22 protein-coding genes are annotated in these 20,949 nt (G+C 59.3%); 19 read left to right on the top strand and 3 right to left on the bottom strand.

Annotated features, from left to right (window positions below; all coding sequences use genetic code 11):
* Positions 1-527: 527 nt before the first annotated feature.
* Entirely contained in the window at positions 528-3,656 is a 3,129-nt protein-coding gene (rne, locus tag AB5Y95_RS03025) for a ribonuclease E (protein ID WP_368159478.1), read from the bottom strand.
* 411 nt (positions 3,657-4,067) lie between these two features.
* Between rne and rluC the strand changes: the two genes are divergently transcribed.
* Both rluC and AB5Y95_RS03015 read left to right on the top strand, forming a co-directional pair.
* A complete protein-coding gene (rluC, locus tag AB5Y95_RS03020) occupies positions 4,068-5,012 on the top strand; it encodes a 23S rRNA pseudouridine(955/2504/2580) synthase RluC (RefSeq protein ID WP_010633970.1) in 945 nt (314 codons plus the stop codon).
* Positions 5,012-5,659 (top strand): HAD family hydrolase, encoded by a 648-nt coding sequence (locus AB5Y95_RS03015; protein ID WP_368159477.1) that lies wholly within the window; start codon positions 5,012-5,014, stop codon positions 5,657-5,659. The genes rluC and AB5Y95_RS03015 overlap by 1 nt, the downstream gene beginning before the upstream one ends.
* Positions 5,660-5,731: 72 nt before the next feature.
* Here the strand turns inward: AB5Y95_RS03015 and AB5Y95_RS03010 are convergent, their stop codons facing one another.
* Positions 5,732-6,313 (bottom strand): nucleoside triphosphate pyrophosphatase, encoded by a 582-nt coding sequence (locus AB5Y95_RS03010; RefSeq protein WP_368159476.1) that lies wholly within the window; start codon positions 6,311-6,313, stop codon positions 5,732-5,734.
* 228 nt (positions 6,314-6,541) lie between these two features.
* Between AB5Y95_RS03010 and AB5Y95_RS03005 the strand changes: the two genes are divergently transcribed.
* The 17 genes from AB5Y95_RS03005 to AB5Y95_RS02925 all read left to right on the top strand — a co-directional run bounded on the left by AB5Y95_RS03005 (position 6,542) and on the right by AB5Y95_RS02925 (position 19,964).
* The gene (locus tag AB5Y95_RS03005) at positions 6,542-7,207 is read left to right on the top strand and encodes an START domain-containing protein (RefSeq protein WP_368159475.1); all 666 of its coding nucleotides are present in this window, start codon (positions 6,542-6,544) and stop codon (positions 7,205-7,207) included.
* Positions 7,208-7,457: 250 nt separating this feature from the next.
* Entirely contained in the window at positions 7,458-7,979 is a 522-nt protein-coding gene (gene yceD / locus AB5Y95_RS03000; protein WP_010633974.1) for a 23S rRNA accumulation protein YceD, read from the top strand.
* 19 nt (positions 7,980-7,998) lie between these two features.
* Positions 7,999-8,166, top strand: coding sequence for a 50S ribosomal protein L32 (gene rpmF, locus AB5Y95_RS02995; RefSeq protein WP_005300935.1), 168 nt, complete (start codon positions 7,999-8,001; stop codon positions 8,164-8,166).
* 9 nt (positions 8,167-8,175) lie between these two features.
* A complete protein-coding gene (gene plsX, locus AB5Y95_RS02990) occupies positions 8,176-9,195 on the top strand; it encodes a phosphate acyltransferase PlsX (protein WP_226009891.1) in 1,020 nt (339 codons plus the stop codon).
* Positions 9,196-9,202: 7 nt separating this feature from the next.
* Positions 9,203-10,162 (top strand): beta-ketoacyl-ACP synthase III, encoded by a 960-nt coding sequence (locus AB5Y95_RS02985; protein ID WP_244364268.1) that lies wholly within the window; start codon positions 9,203-9,205, stop codon positions 10,160-10,162.
* A 69-nt stretch (positions 10,163-10,231) separates the two neighbouring features.
* Positions 10,232-11,167 carry an ACP S-malonyltransferase gene (gene fabD, locus AB5Y95_RS02980; protein ID WP_017764489.1) on the top strand — a complete coding sequence of 312 codons (936 nt, stop codon included), beginning with the start codon at positions 10,232-10,234 and terminating at the stop codon, positions 11,165-11,167.
* A gap of 13 nt (positions 11,168-11,180) precedes the next feature.
* Positions 11,181-11,915 carry a 3-oxoacyl-ACP reductase FabG gene (fabG, locus tag AB5Y95_RS02975; RefSeq protein WP_368159474.1) on the top strand — a complete coding sequence of 245 codons (735 nt, stop codon included), beginning with the start codon at positions 11,181-11,183 and terminating at the stop codon, positions 11,913-11,915.
* Positions 11,916-12,072: 157 nt separating this feature from the next.
* Positions 12,073-12,309, top strand: coding sequence for an acyl carrier protein (gene acpP / locus AB5Y95_RS02970; RefSeq protein WP_005300909.1), 237 nt, complete (start codon positions 12,073-12,075; stop codon positions 12,307-12,309).
* A gap of 82 nt (positions 12,310-12,391) precedes the next feature.
* Positions 12,392-13,633, top strand: a complete 1,242-nt coding sequence (fabF, locus tag AB5Y95_RS02965; protein WP_010633978.1) for a beta-ketoacyl-ACP synthase II — start codon at positions 12,392-12,394, stop codon at positions 13,631-13,633.
* A 19-nt stretch (positions 13,634-13,652) separates the two neighbouring features.
* A complete protein-coding gene (pabC, locus tag AB5Y95_RS02960) occupies positions 13,653-14,507 on the top strand; it encodes an aminodeoxychorismate lyase (protein WP_368159473.1) in 855 nt (284 codons plus the stop codon).
* Positions 14,497-15,498, top strand: a complete 1,002-nt coding sequence (gene mltG, locus AB5Y95_RS02955; RefSeq protein ID WP_005300892.1) for an endolytic transglycosylase MltG — start codon at positions 14,497-14,499, stop codon at positions 15,496-15,498. Before pabC ends, mltG begins: the two co-directional genes overlap by 11 nt.
* Complete coding sequence (gene tmk / locus AB5Y95_RS02950) at positions 15,498-16,139, top strand: dTMP kinase (protein WP_010633981.1); 642 nt, start codon at positions 15,498-15,500, stop codon at positions 16,137-16,139. Before mltG ends, tmk begins: the two co-directional genes overlap by 1 nt.
* Complete coding sequence (holB, locus tag AB5Y95_RS02945) at positions 16,124-17,071, top strand: DNA polymerase III subunit delta' (protein WP_368159472.1); 948 nt, start codon at positions 16,124-16,126, stop codon at positions 17,069-17,071. Before tmk ends, holB begins: the two co-directional genes overlap by 16 nt.
* Positions 17,072-17,088: 17 nt before the next feature.
* Complete coding sequence (locus AB5Y95_RS02940; RefSeq protein ID WP_208199310.1) at positions 17,089-17,868, top strand: TatD family hydrolase; 780 nt, start codon at positions 17,089-17,091, stop codon at positions 17,866-17,868.
* Between the two features lie 298 nt (positions 17,869-18,166).
* A complete protein-coding gene (locus AB5Y95_RS02935) occupies positions 18,167-19,195 on the top strand; it encodes a site-specific integrase (RefSeq protein ID WP_368159471.1) in 1,029 nt (342 codons plus the stop codon).
* A gap of 177 nt (positions 19,196-19,372) precedes the next feature.
* Complete coding sequence (locus AB5Y95_RS02930; RefSeq protein WP_368159470.1) at positions 19,373-19,543, top strand: DNA-binding protein; 171 nt, start codon at positions 19,373-19,375, stop codon at positions 19,541-19,543.
* A gap of 76 nt (positions 19,544-19,619) precedes the next feature.
* Positions 19,620-19,964, top strand: a complete 345-nt coding sequence (locus AB5Y95_RS02925) for a hypothetical protein (RefSeq protein WP_368159469.1) — start codon at positions 19,620-19,622, stop codon at positions 19,962-19,964.
* Between the two features lie 36 nt (positions 19,965-20,000).
* Here the strand turns inward: AB5Y95_RS02925 and AB5Y95_RS02920 are convergent.
* A partial coding sequence (locus AB5Y95_RS02920; RefSeq protein WP_368159468.1) for an IS481-like element ISAs19 family transposase occupies positions 20,001-20,949 on the bottom strand: 949 nt, incomplete at its 5' end.

Below are 20,949 nucleotides of genomic sequence, written 5' to 3'. Positions count from 1 at the left end.
GTCTACAAAGCGAGGGGATTTGACATCAACAAAAATGTGGCCCGTTAGACCAGTCACTCAAGTCATGGGGAGGCCAATCGGCGCGAGCAGCAGAGTTCAGATGATGTAACGAGGCAGTCAGATGTGCATTGGTGAATATCCGATAGAAGAAATGGACAGTGTGCAACGGCATGAGCAATGTTCTGCTCCGCTATCACAGCTTCACTGCTTGGAAAGCCGCCTGGAGTGGGGGAGCAAGCCGTGTTAACCGCGGTTTCAACTGACCATGTCTGCTGTCGTAAAACGACCGGGGTTTCAGATCATATGGATGCATCAGCGGTATGAAGCCTGGATAGTGGGGTAGGGAAGCATGACGGGTAACCAAGTGCGAGAAGCCAGGGTTAGGTTTGCACAGTGTGGCATAAAGAAGATGAGCAGACGGTAATGGACTGGGTTGCAGGCGCTGCTCCTGGGTCAATACGAGCTACATAGAGAGATAAAAAAAGAGCCACACACTGTGTGGCTCTTTTATCAGGCTAGCGGGTCAATCAGGGACGACCGGCCGGGCTGGTTGCAACGTTGACGGCGGCAGTACTGCCACCATGGCGGCCGGAAGTGGCCACTTCGCTGCGCACCAAGGGTGCATACTCGACCGGCTCGCGTGCCGGCAAGGCAGGGGCGGCGGCCGGAGTTGCCATCGGGGCAGAGGCCTTGCGGGCACCAGCCAGCAGGCTGCCACCGCGCTTGACCTGCTTGGCAGCCGGGGCTGCGGTTGCGGGTTCAACCTTGGCAGTCTCTGCAGCGACAACAGGCTCGGCCACAGCGGCAACCGGCTCAACGGTCGGTGCGGCAACAACGTCTGCAACTGCCGGGGCGGTTTTTACGGTCGCTTCCACAACCGGCTTGGTCTCGACAACCGGAGTCTCAACAGCCTGTGCGGGCTCAACGACAGCCTCTGCCACGGTTTCCACTGCAACAGGCGCGGCTTCAACAGCAGCAATGACCGGTTCGGCTACCACGGGGGCGGTTTCGACGACGGTTGCTACCGGTTCAGCGGCGACAACGGCTTCGGCCTGCTCGCGGGCTTCTTCGGCGACGGCCTCTGCAACCACGTGCTCGGTCAGGGCAGAGGAGGCCTGCAGGGCAGCAGCAACGGCTTCAGCGCTCGGGATGGTGATCACGGGCACAGCCGGTTCTTCCACTTTGACCTGGGCTGCATCGGCTTGCGCGGCGGCAGTCAGAGTTGGTGCAGCGACTTCGGCAGTCTGCTCTTCATCGTCACGCTGGCTGCGAGCTTCTTCGTTGATGCGCTTGCGGCGCTGACCTTCGATACGCTGATTGCGCGGAGTACGGCGGGAACGACGCTGGCCTTCTGCCTGCTCATCCTGCTGTTCAGTCGCGTCAACGGCATCGACGGCGGCAACCGGCGCTACATCGGCAGCGTGGGCAACAGCGGCGTCATCGGCAGGCGCATCGACGCGGATCTGCTTGCGCAGTTGGCGGCGTTCGCGGCGCTCGGCCACTTTCTGCTCTTTTTCCTGACGCTGTTCCACGTTGGTGGCAACGGCTTCTACGCTGTCCAGCGTGTCAACCACTACCTCGGCACGGGGTTCACGCGGAGCGCGGGGCTCACGAGCCTGACGCGGGGCACGGGGTTCGCGCTCCTGACGCGGCTCACGAGCCTCGCGAGGTTCACGTTCCATGCGCTGTTCGCGCACCTCACCACGGGCTTCACGTTCCTGACGCGGCTCACGCTCTTTGCGCGGGCGACGGTTGCGGCCTTCGCCGTTCTCGCGGCTGGCCACGCCTTCGCGCTTCTCGCCGGCATCGCCGTTGCGGCTGCTGCGGTTGTCGTCACGACGACCACGTTGACCACGGCTGCGGGATTCATCGCGCTGATGACGGTGACCGTCCTCTTTGCGAGCCTCGCGCGTTGCCGGTTTCTCGGCAGGCGCGGTGACCTCGGCGCTGTCAGCATTGCCGCCGAACAGGTTGGAGAGGCTCTTGAACAGCTTGCCGAACAGGCCCGGCTCTTCGGCAACCGGGGCTGCAACAGGGGCGGGGGCCACCGGCGCAGCCGGTTGCGGTGCCTGGACGAAGCCTTGCAGCAGGGGCTGCTCGCGCTCGATGGTCTGGGCCTGTTTGGGCTGGTAGACCGGCTTGGCAATTTCGGTTTTCAGCTCGTAGCTGGCCGCTTCCGGGATCTCGTTCTGACGGATGCGGGTCACTTCGTAGTGCGGGGTTTCCAGGTGCTGGTTCGGAATGATGTAGACACGCACATCATTGCGTTGTTCCAGGCTGGCGATGGAGCTGCGCTTCTCGTTGAGCAGATAGGCGGCGACATCGACCGGCACCTGAGCATGCACCTGCTCGGTGTTGTCCTTCATCGCCTCTTCTTCGATGAGACGCAGGATGGACAGGGCCAGTGATTCGTTGTCACGGATCACGCCCTGACCCTGGCAACGGGGGCAGATATGGCTGCTGGACTCGTTGAGGGAGGGACGCAGACGCTGACGAGACATCTCCAGCAGACCGAAACGGGAGATCCGGCCGAGCTGGATGCGGGCACGGTCCTGATGCACGGCTTCACGCAGACGGTTTTCCACTTCGCGCTGATGGCGAACCGGCGTCATGTCGATGAAGTCGATGACAATCAGACCACCCAGGTCACGCAGACGCAATTGACGGGCAATCTCGTCGGCCGCTTCCAGGTTGGTCTGCAGCGCAGTCTCTTCGATATCGCCGCCCTTGGTGGCACGGGAGGAGTTGATATCGATGGAGGTCAGCGCTTCGGTCGGATCGATCACGATGCTGCCGCCGGAGGGCAGGCGCACTTCACGCTGGAAGGCAGACTCGATCTGGCTCTCAATCTGGAAGTGGTTGAACAGGGCAACTTCACCCTTGTACAGCTTCACGCGGTTGAGGAAATCGGGACGTACCAGCTCGATGTGCGACTTGGCGCGTTCGAAAATGACCGGGTTGTCGATCAGGATCTCGCCCACATCGCGGCGCAGGTAATCACGGATGGCACGCACGATGACGTTGCTTTCCTGATGGATCAGCACCGGCGCGGAGCGGCTCTGTGACGCCTTGTGGATGGAGTCCCAGTGGTTGAGCAGAACGTTCAGATCCCATTCCAGCTCTTCCGGGGACTTGCCCACACCGGCGGTACGCACGATGAGGCCCATGCCGTCCGGCACGGTCAGGCCGCTCAGGGCTTCTTTCAGTTCAGTCCGTTCATCGCCCTCGATGCGACGGGAGATACCGCCGGCACGGGGGTTGTTCGGCATCAGCACCAGGTAGCTGCCGGCCAGACTGATGAAGGTGGTGAGGGCTGCACCCTTGGTGCCACGCTCTTCCTTGTCGATCTGGACGATAACTTCCTGGCCTTCGCGGACCACTTCTTTGATGTTGGGACGACCCTGATAGGAGTAACCGGAGGGGAAGTAATTGCGGGCGATTTCCTTTAACGGCAGGAAACCGTGGCGCTCGGCGCCATAGTCGACAAAAGCAGCTTCGAGACTGGGTTCTACGCGGGTGATTTTGCCCTTGTAAATGTTCGCTTTCTTCTGCTCGTGTCCCGGACTTTCAATATCCAGATCGTAGAGCTGTTGTCCGTCAACCAGCGCTACGCGCAACTCTTCTTCCTGAGTCGCGTTGATTAGCATTCTTTTCATTGAGTTCTCGTTATTTTGTCATTTTGATTTCCTCCACAGGATCCTGCCGGCGCCGGCCTCGGGTCTTCAGCATACTGGGGCAACCTCCCGGTTGGGGTATGCATGAGGCGCAAACTAAGGGCACTCTGGTTCAGCCTTCTCGAGAAGGCATGAAAAGGATACCGGTGTGGAGACAAATAGGCGGTTCTGTTTGCGTTCTCCATGCGCTGTACCTCGCACCCGGGAACCGTCATGTTCTTGTATACACGGTGTTTCGGGATTGGGTGGCATAATTTTTGGCCACTTAGTACAAGGCTTGAACACAATGACAAAACCTTGTTTATTATCCCATTTAAATCACTTTTATAGCAAGGCGCCATTTTTCAACAAAGCATGCAGCCAAGGGCCGTCGGCAGTGTTAAAATCCGCGCCATGACACAGATACAACAACAAGTGCAGCTGCTCACCATCGAAGCTGAGCATGACGGGCAGCGCATCGACAATTTTCTCAAGACTCAGCTAAAGGGCGTCCCCAAGAGCCTGATCTATCGCATCCTTCGCAAGGGGGAAGTGCGCGTCAACAAAAAGCGCATCAAACCGGAGTACAAACTCTGCGCCGGCGACGAGGTACGGGTTCCCCCCGTGCGGGTCGCCGAAAAGAATGAATTGCCCTCGGCCAACCTCGGCAGCATCCAGCGTCTGGAAAGCCAGATCCTGTTTGAAGACGACGCCATGATCGTGCTCAACAAGCCGTCCGGCATGGCCGTTCACGGCGGCAGCGGGCTGAGCTTCGGGGTCATCGAAGGGCTGCGCGCCCTGCGCCCGGAAGCCCGCTTTCTCGAACTGGTGCATCGTCTCGATCGCGACACCTCCGGTGTGCTGCTGGTCGCCAAGAAGCGCAGCGCCCTGCGTAGTCTGCACGAGCAGCTGCGGGTCAAGACCATGCGCAAACAGTACCTGGCGCTGGTGCGTGGCCAGTGGCAACCCCACGTCAAGGTGGTCAATGCGCCGCTGCGCAAGAATGATTTGCAATCCGGCGAGCGGGTCGTGCGGGTCAGTGCCGATGGCAAGCCGTCAGAAACCCGGTTTCGCATTGCCCGTCAATTCGCCGAGGCGACCCTGGTCGAGTGCAGCCCGATCACCGGCCGTACCCACCAGATCCGGGTGCACACCCTGCATGCCGGCCACCCCATCGCGTGTGACGACAAGTATGGAGAAGCGGCATTTGACGAGAAAATGCGCAGCCAAGGCCTGAAACGGCTCTTCTTGCATGCCTGGCGGCTGACCTTCACTCATCCGGCCGATGGTCGCGAGATGCAGGTCGAAGCGCCCCTGTCGCCCGAGCTCGAGACCTTCCTCAACGGATTGGCACGCTGATGACGCAGATCCGGCTCGCCATTTTCGACTGGGACGGTACCCTGATGGACTCGGTGGGCCGGATAGTGGCCTGCGTGGCCGCCGCCGCCCATGACTGTGCCGAGGTGGTGCCCACCGCCACCGAGACTCATCAGATCATTGGTCTCAGTCTGGAGGTCGGGATCCCCCGGCTGTTTTCCCTGGAGCAGGGCGGTGAGCGAGCCAATGCTCTGATCGCCCGCTATCGCCACCACTACTTGCACGATGCCACTCCCAGCCCCCTGTTTGCCGGGGCGAGGGAGTTGCTGCACGGCTGGCACGAGCAGGGTATTGCGCTGGCGGTGGCGACTGGCAAGTCACGGCGGGGGTTGGACAGGGTACTGGATGAAACCGGGTTGCGGCCGCTCTTTGCCGTCACGCGCGGGGCGGATGAGGCCAACTCCAAGCCTGATCCCCTGATGCTGACCCAGATCCTGACCGAGCTGGCGCTGATCCCGTCACAGGCGGTGATGATAGGTGACTCCATCCACGACATGGCGATGGCCGAAGCGTTGGCCATGCCGCGCATCGGCGTAAGCTGGGGCGTGCACGATCGGGGGCGCCTGCAGGCCCACCATCCGCTGGCGGTGGTCGATACCATGGCGGAGCTGAGGGCGCTGCTGGGTTGATGACAAGCACCGGGATGCAATAAAAAACGGAAGCCAAGGCTTCCGTTTTTTATTGCCAACATTCTATCTTCATCAGGGCAGAGAGAGGCCGTGGCGCTCCAGCAGTTTGATCAGCCCGATCAGCGGCAAGCCGATCAACGCATTGGGATCGCGTCCCTCCAGAGCCTTGAACAGCACGATACCCATGCCTTCACACTTGAAGCTGCCGGCACAGTCGAGGGGACGCTCGGCCTCCACATAGCGGCGGATAGCACTCTCATCCAGCTGGCGAAAATGGACGGTGAAAGGCTCAACCAGCTGCTCAGCCCGGCCGGAGGCCGCATCCAGTACGCACAGGCCGGTATAAAAGGTGATGCTGCGCCCCTGGGCCGCCATCAGCTGGGCTACCGCTTGTTCGACCGTTCCCGGTTTCCCCAGGATCCGGCCATCGCAGACGCACACCTGATCCGAGCCGATGATCAGCCCTTGATCACGCAGGCTGGCAATGGCGCTGGCCTTGGCATGGGCAAGGCGGGCCACCAGCGCCTGTGCCTCTTCACCGGGTAGCACAGATTCATCGACTTCGGGCGCGGCGCACTCAAAGGGGAAGCCCAGCTTTTCCAGCAAGGCTTTGCGGTAACGGGAGGTGGAGGCGAGGATCAGGGGGCGCGACATGGCAATCAGGTATCCAGGGTCAGAAACGGGCAGGCGCCGATGGTATCGCCATCGTGCGGCGCGGGCAAATGTCGCCGCGCTCGCAAGCAGGTGTGCCTGCTCGATGCGCTGGCCTTGCTCAGAATACAGTGCGCGTCGGCTACATCTGGCTGATGGAGTGACACTGACTGTCTCTGTCCCGTCCGAAAACGGCTATAAGCATAAGAGCGGGGTAACAGGGGCGATGAGATGAACAAGCTGGGGGCATGGTTGTTGTGGCTGCTCTGTCTGCCCGTCTGGGGACAAGGCTGGCACCTGCAGGCAGGGGAGGAGGGCATACTGCTGTGGACCCGCCCTCATCCACCCGGCGCCTTTCTGGCCTTGCGACTGGAGATGTATGTGGCAGCGCCCCCTGCGGCGTTGCTCGCGGTGCTGCGTGATACCGGTCGACATCAGGAGTGGCTGCCCCAAAGCCTGGAGGTGAGGGTGTTGGCCAAACCCGCTCCCGATGAGGATATTGTTTATACCCGCCTCGCTGCCCCCTGGCCTGTACAGGACAGGGAGCTTATTACCCACTCCCGCCTGCAACGGCTGTCAGATTGCGGCCTGGTGTTGAACGTCTGGGCGGCCCCCGATGCTTTGCCGCCTTATCCCGGTCGGGTGCGGATCCGCACCAGTGAAGGACGCTGGGAAGCGCTGCCTCAGCTGAACGGCACGACGCTGGTGCGCCTCGAAACCTATACCAACCCGGGCGACACGCTGCCCGCCTGGCTCGTCAATCCCATGGCTGCCGACGCTGCGCTGCAGAGTTTTCGCGCCATTCGCCGCCTGATGGAGGGCGCCCCGGTGGGGATCTGTGCCTGTCTTCATCAGCGACCTGGTGGAAAGCATGGCGCTTGTGGCGCTACCCCTTGACTGCGGCAGGGTGGGGAAGGCAGGGCGAATTGGACAAGCAAGTGACAGTGGGGCGGTCTGACAACTGTCTGGGGCCTGACGCACCAGCAAATCCGGCCAGGATCCGGTGTCGGATCCGCAGGTTTGTGGCATAATCAGGCACCGGTGAGCGCAAGTTCCGCCATGTGCGGGGGTTGTGAGGTTAAAATCATCGGGGGTAAGGACTTTTTCCTTTGACTATCAGTTGTTGGACCTATAATATTCGCGCCCTATGCAAAAGGTGAAGTTGCCCGTAAAGGTTGATCCAGTCCGTAGTGCCTCGAAGCTGCTCGATTATGTCGGGATAGTGGAAAAGTCGCAGATGCCCAGGCTGGAGGAATCAACCGCAGGCTTGCGGAGTGATATCGATGTATCGCTGCACTTTGGCAAAGATGTCCAGAAGTTGACCGTTATGAAAGGCACTGCCCATGCCAAGGTTGACCTGGTTTGCCAGCGTTGTGGAGAGACATTCGAACATCTCTGTGAAGCTGAATTTATCTACACTCCGCTGTTCGAAAGAACAAACGAGGAAGAACTGCCGGAAGCTTATGAGCCCATTGAGTTGGACGAAAACGGCGAGATGGATCTTCATCAAATCCTGGAGGATGAACTCATCCTCTCGTTGCCGCAGGTGGCCATGCATCCCATGGATGCTTGCCCGCGCGGTAACATGGAGATGACCTGGGGTGAAATCGAACCTGCTGATGAGCGGCCGAATCCCTTTGCAGTTCTTGAAGAGCTTAAACGTAAGTGAATTTAGGAGTTAGCCTACAATGGCCGTACAACAGAACCGTAAAACCCGTGCCAAGCGTGGCATGCGTCGTTCCCACGATGCGCTGACCACCGCTGCCCTGACTGTTGATCAGACCAGTGGCGAAATCCATCGTCGTCACCACGTGACTGCCGATGGTTTCTACCGCGGTAAAAAGGTAATCGCTTAAGGATTGCCTTTGTCTACGCAAACTGTCGCGCTAGACATCATGGGGGGAGATATTGGCCCCTCGGAAACAGTGCCTGCCGCCGTGCAGGCACTGTCTCTTTTACCCCAGCTGAAATTGATCCTGGTCGGTGACCAGCACCAGACCACCCCCCTCCTGCAGCAACATGGCTTGCTCAATCACCCTCGCGTCCGTTTTGTCCATGCCTCCCAGGTTGTTGGGATGGGCGACAAACCGATCGTGGCACTGCGCACCCTGAAAGACTCCTCCATGCGAGTCGTACTCAATCTGGTCAAGAGCGGCGAGGCCGATGCCTGCGTCAGCGCCGGCAACACAGGCGCACTGATGGCCATGGCCAAATGCGTGCTCAAATCCCTGCCCGGCGTCGACCGACCCGCCCTCATCAAGGCGCTGCCCACCCTGTCCGGCAAACGTACCGTGATGCTGGATCTCGGTGCCAACGTCAGCTGCGATGCCGACACCCTGCTGCAGTTTGCCGTGATGGGCTCAGTGGTGGCTGAAAAGGTGGAGGGGGTTGCCACTCCCAGGGTGGCCCTGCTCAACGTGGGGGAGGAGGAGATCAAGGGGAACGATCTGGTGCGCCACAGTGCCGAACTGCTGCGCCAGTGCCAGGCGCTCAACTTTGTCGGCTTTGTTGAAGGGGATCGAATTTTTAGCGGCGATTGTGACGTGATCGTCTGCGACGGTTTTGTCGGCAATGTCGCCCTCAAGACGGCAGAGGGGGTGGTACGGATGATGGCCCAACTGGCCGGATATCCCCGCAAGAAACGCAGTTTTCTTGGCCGTATCGCCGGATTTATGTTCAAACGACGTTTTTCTTACCTGAACCCCGACCAGTATAACGGTGCAAGTCTGTTAGGATTGCGCGGCATTGTGGTAAAAAGCCATGGGCGGGCCGAACGGCGCGCCCTGTGTAACGCGATCCTGCTGGCCGCGCAAGAGGCCAAGCATCAACTTCCATTGCAAATCGCAGATCGCCTTGAATCTGTCTTTTCCGACAGGGACCTATAAGAACTCTATGCATAGCAAAATTTTGGGTACTGGCAGCTATCTGCCGTCCTCAGTACGTACCAACGCCGACCTCGAACAGATGGTAGAGACCAGTGACGAGTGGATTGTGGAGCGTACCGGGATCCGTGAACGCCGCATTGCCGGTGCCGATGAAACCGTTGCAACCCTGTCTCACCAGGCGGCCCTGCGCGCGCTGGATGCCGCAGGTCTGACTGCTGCCGATCTCGACATGATAGTGCTGGCCACCACCAGCGCCGAAAACGCCTTTCCGGCCGCCGCCTGTGAACTGCAGGGGCTGCTCGGGGTGCAAGGGATCCCGGCCTTCGACGTGGCGGCCGCCTGCGCCGGCTTTACGTATGCGCTCTCCATTGCCGATCAGTTCGTCAAATCCGGCGCCGCCCGCCACGTGCTGGTCGTCGGCGCCGATGTGCTGTCGCGCATGTGCGATCCCGAGGATCGTGGCACCATCATCCTGTTCGGGGATGGGGCAGGGGCAGTGGTGATCGGTGCGAGCGACACCCCCGGCATCCTCTCCACCCATCTGCATGCCGATGGTCGTTATGGCGAGCTGCTCAAGCTGCCGCAGCCCCGTCGCGGCATGCCGGGGGCCGAGCTCGAAGCCTACATGTACATGAAGGGCAATGATGTCTTCAAAGTCGCGGTCACCCGTCTGAGCGAGATCGTCACCGAAACCCTGGCCGCCGCCGGCATCGAGCCGAGCGAGCTGGACTGGCTGGTGCCCCATCAGGCCAACTTCCGCATCATCAGCGCCACCGCCAAGAAGCTTGGCATGGGGCTGGACAAGGTGGTGCTGACCCTCGACAAACACGGCAACACCTCTGCTGCCTCCGTGCCCATCGCCTTCGATGAAGGGGTGCGCGACGGCCGGATCAAACCGGGCCAGCTGGTCTTGCTGGAAGCTTTCGGCGGCGGTTTTGCCTGGGGCTCGGCGCTGGTTCGCCTCTGATCGTCAGCGGGATGGGACGAGCGTCTCATCCTGCCGTTCTCATTTTTCTCTTATTTAAAGGAATCAATGATGACCCAATTTGCCATTGCCTTCCCGGGACAGGGCTCCCAAACCGTCGGCATGCTGGCCGAGCTGGCCGAACAACATGCCGTGATCAAGGAGACCTTCGCCGAGGCGAGCCAGGTGCTGGGTTATGACCTGTTTGCCCTGGTCATGGAAGGTCCGGCCGAAGAGCTGAACAAGACCTGGCGTACCCAGCCTGCACTGCTGACCGCTTCTGTCGCGCTGTGGCGCCTGTGGCAACAGCAGGGTGGGGCAACCCCCGCCGTGATGGCAGGCCACAGTCTGGGTGAGTATTCCGCCCTGGTCTGCAGCGGCGCACTGGCCTTTACCGATGCGGTCAAGCTGGTTGAACTGCGTGGTCTGGCCATGCAGGAAGCCGTGCCGGAAGGCACCGGTGCCATGGCCGCCATCATCGGCCTGGACAATGACGCCATCGCTGCCAACTGCGAGAAGGCGGCTGAAGGGCAGGTGGTCTCTCCGGTCAACTTCAACTCCCCGGGCCAGGTGGTCATCGCCGGTCACAAAGAGGCTGTCGAGCGCGCCAACGTGCTGATGAAAGAGTCCGGTGCCAAGCGTGCGCTGCCGCTGCCGGTCTCCGTGCCCTCCCACTGCGCCCTGATGAAACCTGCCGCCGAAAAACTGGCAGCTGCGCTGGACGGGATCGAGATCAAGGTTCCTGCCATCGCCGTCATCAATAATGTCGACGTATCCTGTGAGCAGGATCCGGCCGCCATCAAGCAGGCATTGGTGCGTCAGCTGTTCAGCCCGGTTCGTTGGACCGAGACTGTCGAGCGGATGGCCAACGAGGGGGTCACCCTCGAGATCGAAATGGGACCGGGCAAGGTACTGACCGGGCTCGCCAAGCGCATCGACAAGCGCGTGGAAGGTATTCATGCCAACGATGCCGCCTCTTTCGAGCAGGCGCTGGCCCAGATCAAGTAAACAGGAGCAATGAATGAGCTTTACCGATAAGGTTGTGTTGGTGACCGGTGCCAGTCGTGGCATCGGCCGTGCGATTGCTGAAACTTTTGCGGCCCGTGGCGCCAAGGTAGTCGGCACGGCGACCAGCGAGAGCGGCGCCGAGGCAATCAGCGTCTATCTGGGTGAACAGGGTTGCGGCATGGCACTGAACGTGACTAGCCAGGAATCCATCGAAGCCGTCTTCGCCGCCATCAAGGCGCGTTTTGGCGACATCGACATCCTGATCAACAACGCAGGGATCACCCGTGACAACCTGTTGATGCGGATGAAGGATGATGAGTGGAACGAGATCATCGACACCAACCTCACCTCCCTGTACCGTCTGAGCAAGCCGGTGCTGCGCGCCATGATGAAGAAGCGCAATGGCCGCATCATCAGCATCGGTTCCGTGGTCGGCACCATGGGCAACGCTGGTCAGGTCAACTATGCAGCCGCCAAGGCGGGCCTGGTGGGGTTCACCAAGTCGCTGGCCCGTGAAGTGGCCTCCCGCGGCATTACCGTGAACGCGGTTGCCCCCGGTTTCATCGAGACCGATATGACCAAGGCGCTCAATGAAGAGCAGCGTGCCGGCATCATGAGCCAGGTACCTGCCGCTCGGCTGGGCGATCCAAAAGAAATTGCCGCTGCTGTGGTATTCTTGGCATCGGATGATGCCGCCTACATCACTGGCGAAACCCTGCATGTTAATGGCGGGATGTACATGGTGTAATCAATTTGTCGTGAGATCTGTTCAAATTTGCGATAGTACGCCGAAGTTTGGCGAATTTCGTGGTTTGACCAGCGGCAAGCTACTTGCAAACTCACGTCAATTGAATAAACTACCCCAACCAGACGCAATAGCGTATTTTTAAAGGAAAATTCAGGTCATGAGCAACATCGAAGAACGCGTAAAGAAAATCATCATCGAACAACTGGGTGTTAAAGAAGAAGACGTTAAGAACGCTGCCTCCTTCGTCGACGACCTGGGCGCTGACTCTTTGGATACCGTTGAACTGGTAATGGCGCTGGAAGAAGAATTCGATACCGAAATTCCTGATGAAGAAGCCGAGAAGATCACCACTGTTCAAGCGGCTATCGACTACATCACCGCTAATCAGGAATAAGTTCCTGTTCTGAAAGAAGCGGCCCAAGGGCCGCTTCTTTTATGTTTACTCCTTTTCAAAACACCTCTCGGAGACTACCTCAGTGTCAAAACGCAGAGTCGTGGTGACCGGCTTGGGGATGCTTTCCCCGGTAGGCAACACTGCCGAATCCAGCTGGCAAGCCCTGCTCAACGGGCAGAGCGGCATTTCTCCCATCGAACACTTTGACGCCAGCGAGTTTGCGACCCGCTTCGCAGGCCAGGTCAAGGATTTCGATCCCGAGCAGTACGGTATCAACCGCAAAGAAGCTCGCAAGATGGATCTCTTCATCCAGTACGGCATCGCCGCAGGCGTGCAGGCGCTGGATGATGCCGGTCTCGTCATCAACGAGGAGAATGCCGAGCGTGTCGGTGTGGCGATTGGTTCCGGCATCGGCGGTCTGGGTCTGATTGAGCAGAACCACAGCAGCCTGGTCAACGGCGGTCCCCGCAAGCTGAGCCCCTTCTTCGTACCGTCCACCATCATCAATATGGTGTCCGGTCATCTCTCCATCATGAGAGGCCTGCAGGGCCCCAACATCGCCGTCACCACCGCCTGTACCACAGGCACCCATGCCATCGGCATGGCCGGTCGCATGATCGCCTACGGCGATGCGGACGTGATGGTGGCCGGTGGTGCCGAGAAGGCATCCACCCCGATGGGGATGGGCGGTTTTGCCGCCGCCAAGGCGCTCTCCAACCGCAACGACGAGCCCACCAAGGCCAGCCGTCCGTGGGATAAAGATCGCGACGGTTTCGTGCTGGGTGATGGCGCCGGGGTGCTGGTGCTGGAAGAGTACGAACACGCCAAGGCCCGTGGTGCCAAGATCTATGCCGAGCTGGTCGGCTTTGGCATGAGCGGCGATGCCTACCACATGACGGCGCCTCCCGCTGACGGAAACGGTGGCGCACGCGCCATGCAAAATGCCATCAAGGATGCCGGTATCGCCCCCGAGCAGGTGGGCTACATCAACGCCCACGGCACCTCCACCCCGCTGGGTGACGTCGCCGAGCTGCGCGGCATGAAGGCCGTATTTGGCGAACATGCCAAATCCCTGATGGTCAGTTCCACCAAATCGATGACCGGTCACCTGCTGGGTGCCGCCGGCGCCATCGAGGCGATCATCACGGTACTGGCGCTGCGCGATCAGATGGCGCCGCCCACCATCAACCTGGACAACCCGGATGATGAGTGCGACCTGGATCTGGTGCCTCATGTTGCCAAGGCCGGCAACTTCGAATATGCCCTCTCCAATTCCTTCGGTTTTGGCGGCACCAATGGCTCACTGATCTTCAAACGCGTATAATTCGCCCTGGGCGGATAGTATGGGCCCGATACGTCAGTATCGGGCCTTTTTTATCGGAGGGATCCTTTTGCTGATCAATGGAATACCGACAGACAGCGTCTCCGCTATGGATCGTGGTCTGGCCTATGGGGATGGTCATTTCACCACCCTGTTGGTCAAGGATAGCCGACCCGTCTGGTGGCCGGCACACCTGACAAGGTTGCAGCAAGCGAGCGCCAGACTCGGCCTTGCCGAGCTGGACTGGCAACAACTTGGCGATGAAGTGGCCCAATTGGCCCGCGATCAAGCGCTGGCGGTGATCAAGGTGATGCTGACCCGTGGCAGCGGTGGCCGGGGCTATGATGGCACAGCCTGCCATGCGCCGACCCGGATCCTGTCGCTGGCCGCTTACCCGGCTCACTATCCGACATGGCAGCGAGATGGCATTCCACTCTTGGTATGCCGACAGCGGTTGGGGGATGCCCCCATGCTGGCAGGCCTCAAGACCCTCAACCGGCTGGAGCAGGTGCTGCTGAAAAGCGAACTCGCGGCCCGTTCCGGGGTCGAAGGTATAGTCTTGAACAGTCGGGGATTTCTGGTAGAAGGGGTCAGTGCCAATCTGTTTTGGCGCCGTGGTAGAACGGTGTTTACACCGGATCTCTCCCACTGCGGCATAGACGGCATCATGCGGCGCCATGTGATGGCGATGCTAAAACAGATGAGCATTGAACTGCGTGTCGTGGAGGCTCCGCTGGAGTCACTGTGGCAGGCCGAAGAGGTATGGCTGACCAATACCCTGATGGGCATAGTGCCGGTCACCGGCATCGGGGAGACCCAATATGCCAGTCAGGAATTGATCCGCCGTTTACAGGAGCGTTTGGTCATTGAAGTTTAATCGGCTTTACACCCTGCTCGCGGGCGCGGCGCTGACTGTCGCCGCTGCCGGGGGCTATGTACATTACAAGTGGCAACAGGTGGAGACGCTCACCAACAAGGGACCGACCCGTCTCTTTACCGTTGAGAAGGGGGCCCATGCGGCGCGTCTGATCGCCGAACTGGGGGAGGGGGAAACCAGCCCCTGGGCGGTGCGGCTCTGGTTGCGCGGTCATCCCGAGCTGGTTGCCATCAAGTCCGGTACCTATGAGATCAAGGAAGGGGCACCGCTCAAGGATACCCTCTCCCTGTTTGCTTCCGGCAAGGAGTTTCACTTCAGCCTGACCTTCGTCGAAGGATCCCGTTTCGAGGATTGGTTGAAGCAGCTGGCCAGCGCCCCCTATCTGGAGCGGCTGACCGTCGAGTTGCCCGAGACCGATCTGGCTCAGGAGCTTGGCATCGAAAACGGCAAGCTGGAGGGGTGGTTCCTGCCGGAGACCTACGCCTATACCACTCATGCCAGCGATCTCTCCATTTTGCGCCGTGCCCATCAGGACATGGAGACCTTCCTGCAGCAGAGCTGGGAGAAGCGTCAGGCCAATCTGCCCTACAAGACTCCCTACGAGGCGCTGATCATGGCCTCGATCATCGAAAAAGAGACGGGGATGCCGGAAGAGCGGGCGCGGATCGCCTCGGTGTTCGTCAATCGTCTTCGCCTTGGCATGAAGCTGCAGACTGATCCCACCGTCATCTACGGGGTGAAGGACAGGTATGACGGCAATATCCGCCGCAGCGACCTGACCGACGTGAACCCCTACAACACCTATGTGATCGACGGCTTGCCGCCCACTCCCATCGCCATGCCGGGCAAGGCCTCCATCGAAGCGGCGCTCAACCCCCTGTCGACCGACTATCTCTATTTCGTCGCCAAGGGGGGCGGAGCCCACTATTTTTCCAAGACCCTCGATGAACACAATCGGGCGGTGCGTGAATACATTTTGAAGAAACCCTAATGTCTAAATTTATCGTGATTGAAGGACTGGAAGGCGCAGGAAAGAGCTCCGCGGTGCGCTACGTGACCGACTATCTGCATGCCCACGGGGTGGCACGGATCGAGTGTACCCGTGAGCCGGGCGGCACGCCGTTGGCGGAGCGGATGCGGGCCATCGTCAAGGAGGTGCACGACGAGCGGCTCACCATCGAAGCCGAACTGTTGCTGATGTACGCCTCCCGGGTGCAACTGGTCGAGACCCGCATCAAGCCGGCGCTGGCCGATGGTGTCTGGGTGGTGGGCGATCGCCACGATCTCTCCTCCCAGGCCTACCAGGGCGGTGGTCGCGGCATCGATGCCAACCTCATCGGCGCCATCAAGCGGGCCGTGCTCGGCGACTTCAAGCCGGATCTGACCCTCTATCTCGACATCGATCCCGCCATCGGCCTGCAACGGGCCCGTCATCGCGGTGAGCTGGACCGGATCGAGCTTGAACAGCTCAGCTTCTTCGAGCGTACCCGCCAGCGCTATCTGGAACTGGCTGCCGCCGATGCGTCAGTCAAGGTGATCGACGCCGGCCAAGCGCCGGAGCAGGTCAAGGCGGCCATCGAGGCTGCATTGTCCCACTACCTGAAAGACGAGCCCTCATGTATCCCTGGTTGATCCCGGACTGGCATGCCTTGAGTCAGACTGCCGCCGCCGGCCGGCTGGGGCACGCCTGGCTGCTGCTGGGTGATCCCGGTCTTGGCAAGGAGCAACTTGCACAGCAGCTGGCCCGCCTGCACCTGTGCCATCAGCCTGATCGGGGCGAGCCTTGTGGTCAGTGCCACTCCTGCCAGCTGTTTGAAAAGGGCCACCACCCGGATCTGGGCACCCTCACCACTGAGGGCAAGACCATAGGGGTCGAGGCCATCCGCGAGATCTGTGCACGTCTGCAGAATTCGGCCCAGCTTGGCCGGGGCAAGGTGGTGATCATCCCGGATACGGAGCGCATGACCGAATCGGCCGCCAACGCGCTGCTCAAAACCCTGGAGGAGCCGGCCGGCGACAGCTTGTTGCTGCTGATCGCCTCTCAGGTTTCCCGCCTGCTGCCCACCATTCTCAGCCGTTGCCACAAGCATGTCTGCCAGTTGCCGGCGGAAGGGGAGACCCTGGCCTGGCTCGCCGAGCAGGGTCATCAGGCCACCCAGGCTCAGGTGCGGATCTGCCAGGGGGCTCCGCTGCGAGTGCTGGATTACTTGATGCAGCAGCAGGACACGGATCGCCGTGATCTGCTTGAGAGTTTTCTCGCCCTCTCGCAAACGCCCACCCGGACCAACCATGTGTGCAGCCTGCTGGCAAGCGATACCCAGGTCAGACTGCACTGGGTGCAGCTGTTCTTGTGCGATGCGCTCAAGACGCAGGCCGGTTGTGGGCATCACCAGCTGGCCATGCCGGATCTGGCCTCGCTCAGTCAACAACTGGCGGAGCGTCACTCCAGTGAAAAGCTGCTGGAGGCGGAGCAGCAGCTCGTTGGGCTCAAGGCGGCCTGCCAGCCCGGGCAGCTCTCCAACCCCACCATTCATTTGATGAACTGGCTCACTCGCTGGTTATAGATCCCAAAAGGTTTTGTATGTTACTCGTTGATTCCCATTGCCATCTCGATCGTCTGAGTTATGGCAGCAAGCAGACCGACATGGCCGATGTGCTGGCCAAGGCGGCCAGGCAGGACGTGGGATATTTTCTCTGTGTGAGTGTGACCCAGGCACAGTTCCCGACCATGCTGGAGGCGATCGCCCCTTACCCTCAGGTGTTTGCCTCCTGCGGCGTGCATCCCCTCAACCAAGAGCCTGGCGTCGATGCCGATTTGTTGTTGACTCAGGCGGCGGATAAAAGGGTGGTGGCCATCGGCGAGACCGGGCTCGACTACTTCTATTCGCCGGAGAACAAGGAGGTACAGCAGGCTTCCTTCCGGGAGCATATCCGGGTGGCCCGCGCCCTGAACAAGCCCCTCATCATCCATACCCGCGATGCCCAGCAGGATACCCTGCAGATCATGCGCGAAGAGGGGGCAGATCAGGTAGGCGGGGTGCTGCACTGCTTCACCGAGTCGCTTGAAATGGCAGAGGCGGCCATGGCGATGGGCTTTTATATCTCCATCTCCGGTATCGCTACTTTCAAGAACGCGGCTGCGCTGCAATCTGTAGTCAAGGCGCTGCCACTGGAACGACTGCTGGTTGAAACCGACTCACCCTATCTGGCGCCGGTTCCGCACCGGGGCAGGGAGAACGAGCCGGCCTTTGTTCGCGACGTGGCCCAGTTCATCGCGGATCTGCGGCAAATGCCGCTAGCCGAATTGGCGCAGGCGACCAGTGACAACTTCTTTGAATTGTTCAAGTTGGCAAAGCGATAACAAACAACGCCCCGCATAGCGGGGCGTTTTACTATGACAATCAGCACTATCATGGCCCATTCAAAAACGATCATAGTTGTTCGTTATCTCTCACTTCGTGTAGTGGATGCTGATGAGGCAAAGCCCTCAACCCTGATAAAACGAAGCAAGAAGAACAGTGTGCTGAGGAATAAATGAGGAGGGTGAAATGGGTTAAAAGCACTCTTCATAAGTATCGATAATATTCATTATCGATACTTGATAGATCTGCAAGATCCTGTAAGATTCAACGAAACTCCGCATTAAATCATAGAGTTAAGTGAACTACCCACGCATTTCAAACCCAGTTCAACAGCCCTTGCAGAGCGTCTTCGATCCTCAGCTGAACAGCCGGGCCAGACGCTTCCTGCGCAGCGCCAAAGCCGACTCCACCCTCAATGCCTACCAGGCCGATACCCGTATCTTCGTGTTCTGGTGTCAGCTGCATGGGCTCGATCCGCTGCAGACTACCCATCATGACATCATGAACTTTCTGGCGGATCAGGCCGACGGCATCCTGGCCGATTGGGTCTGGCTGGACAAGGAAGAGGGGAAGGGGGCGCTGCGCAACGGCGATCCCCGCAAGCCAGCCACCCTGGTAAGACGGCTCGCCGGCATCCGTTATGCCTTCAAGCAGAAGGGGATCCACCCCATGCCGACCGAGCATGCGGAAATAAAGGAGATGATGCGGGGCATAGTGCGGCTCGGTGACAACCGCAAACGTAAAACGGGGGCGCTGACCCTGAAACCGCTGGCATGCGTGCTCGACCAAATCGACACCAGCAATCTGGCGGGACTGCGGGATTACACCCTGTTGTTGCTGATGTTCAGCTGTGCCTTGCGCCGCTCGGAGGCCGCAAGGATTGAGGTGGATGACCTCGACTTTGTGGGGCAGGGGATCCGCCTTCGGCTCAAGCCCAGCAAGCATCAGCTACATGAAACGGAGATCGCCCTGGTGCCCGGCAAACAATATTGCCCGGTGTCGGCACTGGCGCGCTGGCTCAAACAGAGCCGGATCCATGAGGGGGCCCTGTTTCGCCGCATGAATCGCTGGGGCCAGCTCATGCAGGAGCCGCTCGGCCCGCAAGGCATCAACCTGATGATCAAGCGGCGCACCGGTCAGGCCATCGACGATCTCCAGGTCAGCGGCCACAGTCTGCGCCGCGGCTTTATCACATCGGCGGTGACCGCCGGCAAACCGATGAACAAGATCATCGAGGTCACCCGCCACAAGGACATCCGTACCTTGCAGGAGTATTTCGACGACGCTCACAAGTTCTCGGATCACGCCCTGGATGGCCTTCTGTAACATATGTCAAAAACATGTAGAAATGTCGTGAATTCCGTCAAATAGAAATGTCATAGAATAGAGGAAGTGCTGAGTAAAGAGTCACGACAACAGAAGTATAATGAAGGGCCACAGGAGTCTCACATTTATGAGCGCTCGCATCGAAATTTCAGTGTCATGAGAGTGGGGAGACGAGACATGGAAGAAGTGTTTAGCAAATACGAACCTGCTGAATACTTGACCAGTGAAGCCGAGATTAAAGCATATCTGGACGAAGCTGTTGAGGTAGGAGACCCGGAGCTGATCTCTGTTGTCCTCGATGACATAGCCAAAGCCAGACGCACGAAAGAGTCATTTCAAAGTGGCTAAGACCTTGATGACATTGAATAAAGAGTCATGTCACAATCATTTATCTATGGATCCATTGAGATACAGGCTAGCAAATATGGAATATCTTACCTCTCTAACCTTACTGGGAGGCCCCATTGCTTTTCTCTTCGGCGTTTGGAAATACTTGGACACACGAAAACTCGAAGCAGCAAACAAACGCTTTGAACAATTTCGCCAAGTATTTGTGTGGTTTGCTGGCATGGATGAAAAAGGCCAAGTGCTCACCGCAGTACAGCAGGCTATTGCTACTTACCAATTAGCCGAGTTTCCCGAGTACAAGTCAATGTCATTACCTATCATTGAGCATCTGATTGAACAGACTAAGGATGAACATCCCCAGTCTCTCTATCGCAAAGCATTGCTTGATGTTCGGCATCGTCTACAACGTGTACAGATCTAGTTATCACCTGACACCGGCCTCAAACCGGTGTCTTGTTTACGCTACTTTAGTGCGCACTTCCTTCGGTATCAATTTCAGACCCTTCTTGAACATGCTGTAGGGCGTTTGTCCTTCCATCATCCTGCCCTGATGTGGTCGCTGGTTGTTGTAGTGCTCCAGATAGCTATCCAGGTCTGTCTGCATCTGCTCCACCGACTCATACCAGGTTGTCCTCCCTTTGATACGGAAGTGTTCATCCAACAGGGTTCGATGCAACCGTTCGATAAAGCCGTTGCTCTGTGGCCTGCGTACCTTGGTGGTCTGGTGCTCAATCCCCTCCAGTTGCAGGAACAGCTCGTAGGGATGATGGTCAGGGCGCCCGCAGAACTCGCGCCCATTGTCCGACAAGATGGTATAGACCCGTGCCTCATGGGCTTCGAAGAACGGCAGCACCGTTTCGTTGAGTACATGGACCGACGTCACCGGCAGCTTGCTGGTGTAGAGCCGTCCCCAGGCGTGGCGGCTGTAGCAATCTAGCACGGTTTGCAGATACACCTTGCCCACACCCTTGAGTGCACCGACGAAGAAGGTGTCGACTGCCACCAGTTCCCCGGTGTAGTGGACCTCTATCTGGCGTTCTCGGAACTCGGGACTGAAGCGCTCGAGCAGGCGAATTTGCTCGTCATTGAGCTCAATGGTCTGCTCCCTATGGGTTTTCTCGAGGCGCAACAAGCGGTCATGCTTAGAGAGCAAATCGTGACGTTGCCACACGCCACGCACACCGCCCGCACTGACGTTGATGCCTTGCAGAGCCAGTTCTTGCGCGACCCGCAGCGGGCCATGGGTTGGTCTGGTGAGAGAGTAATCGAGGATGGCCTGCTCAATCTCGGGAGCGACCCGGTTGGGATGCCCCCCTTTACAGCCGGGGAGTTTGTCGAGCAAGCCCTCGGCGCCATAGGTCTGGTAGTTACGGCGGATCTCGTAGAACTGCTGGCGGCTGTAGCCG

This window comes from Aeromonas sp. R5-3, from assembly GCF_040908225.1.
In the GTDB taxonomy this organism is placed as follows: Bacteria; Pseudomonadota; Gammaproteobacteria; order Enterobacterales; family Aeromonadaceae; genus Aeromonas; species Aeromonas dhakensis.
Note: the sequence above shows the minus strand (reverse complement) of the source record. Positions and strands in the feature narration are given on the sequence as shown.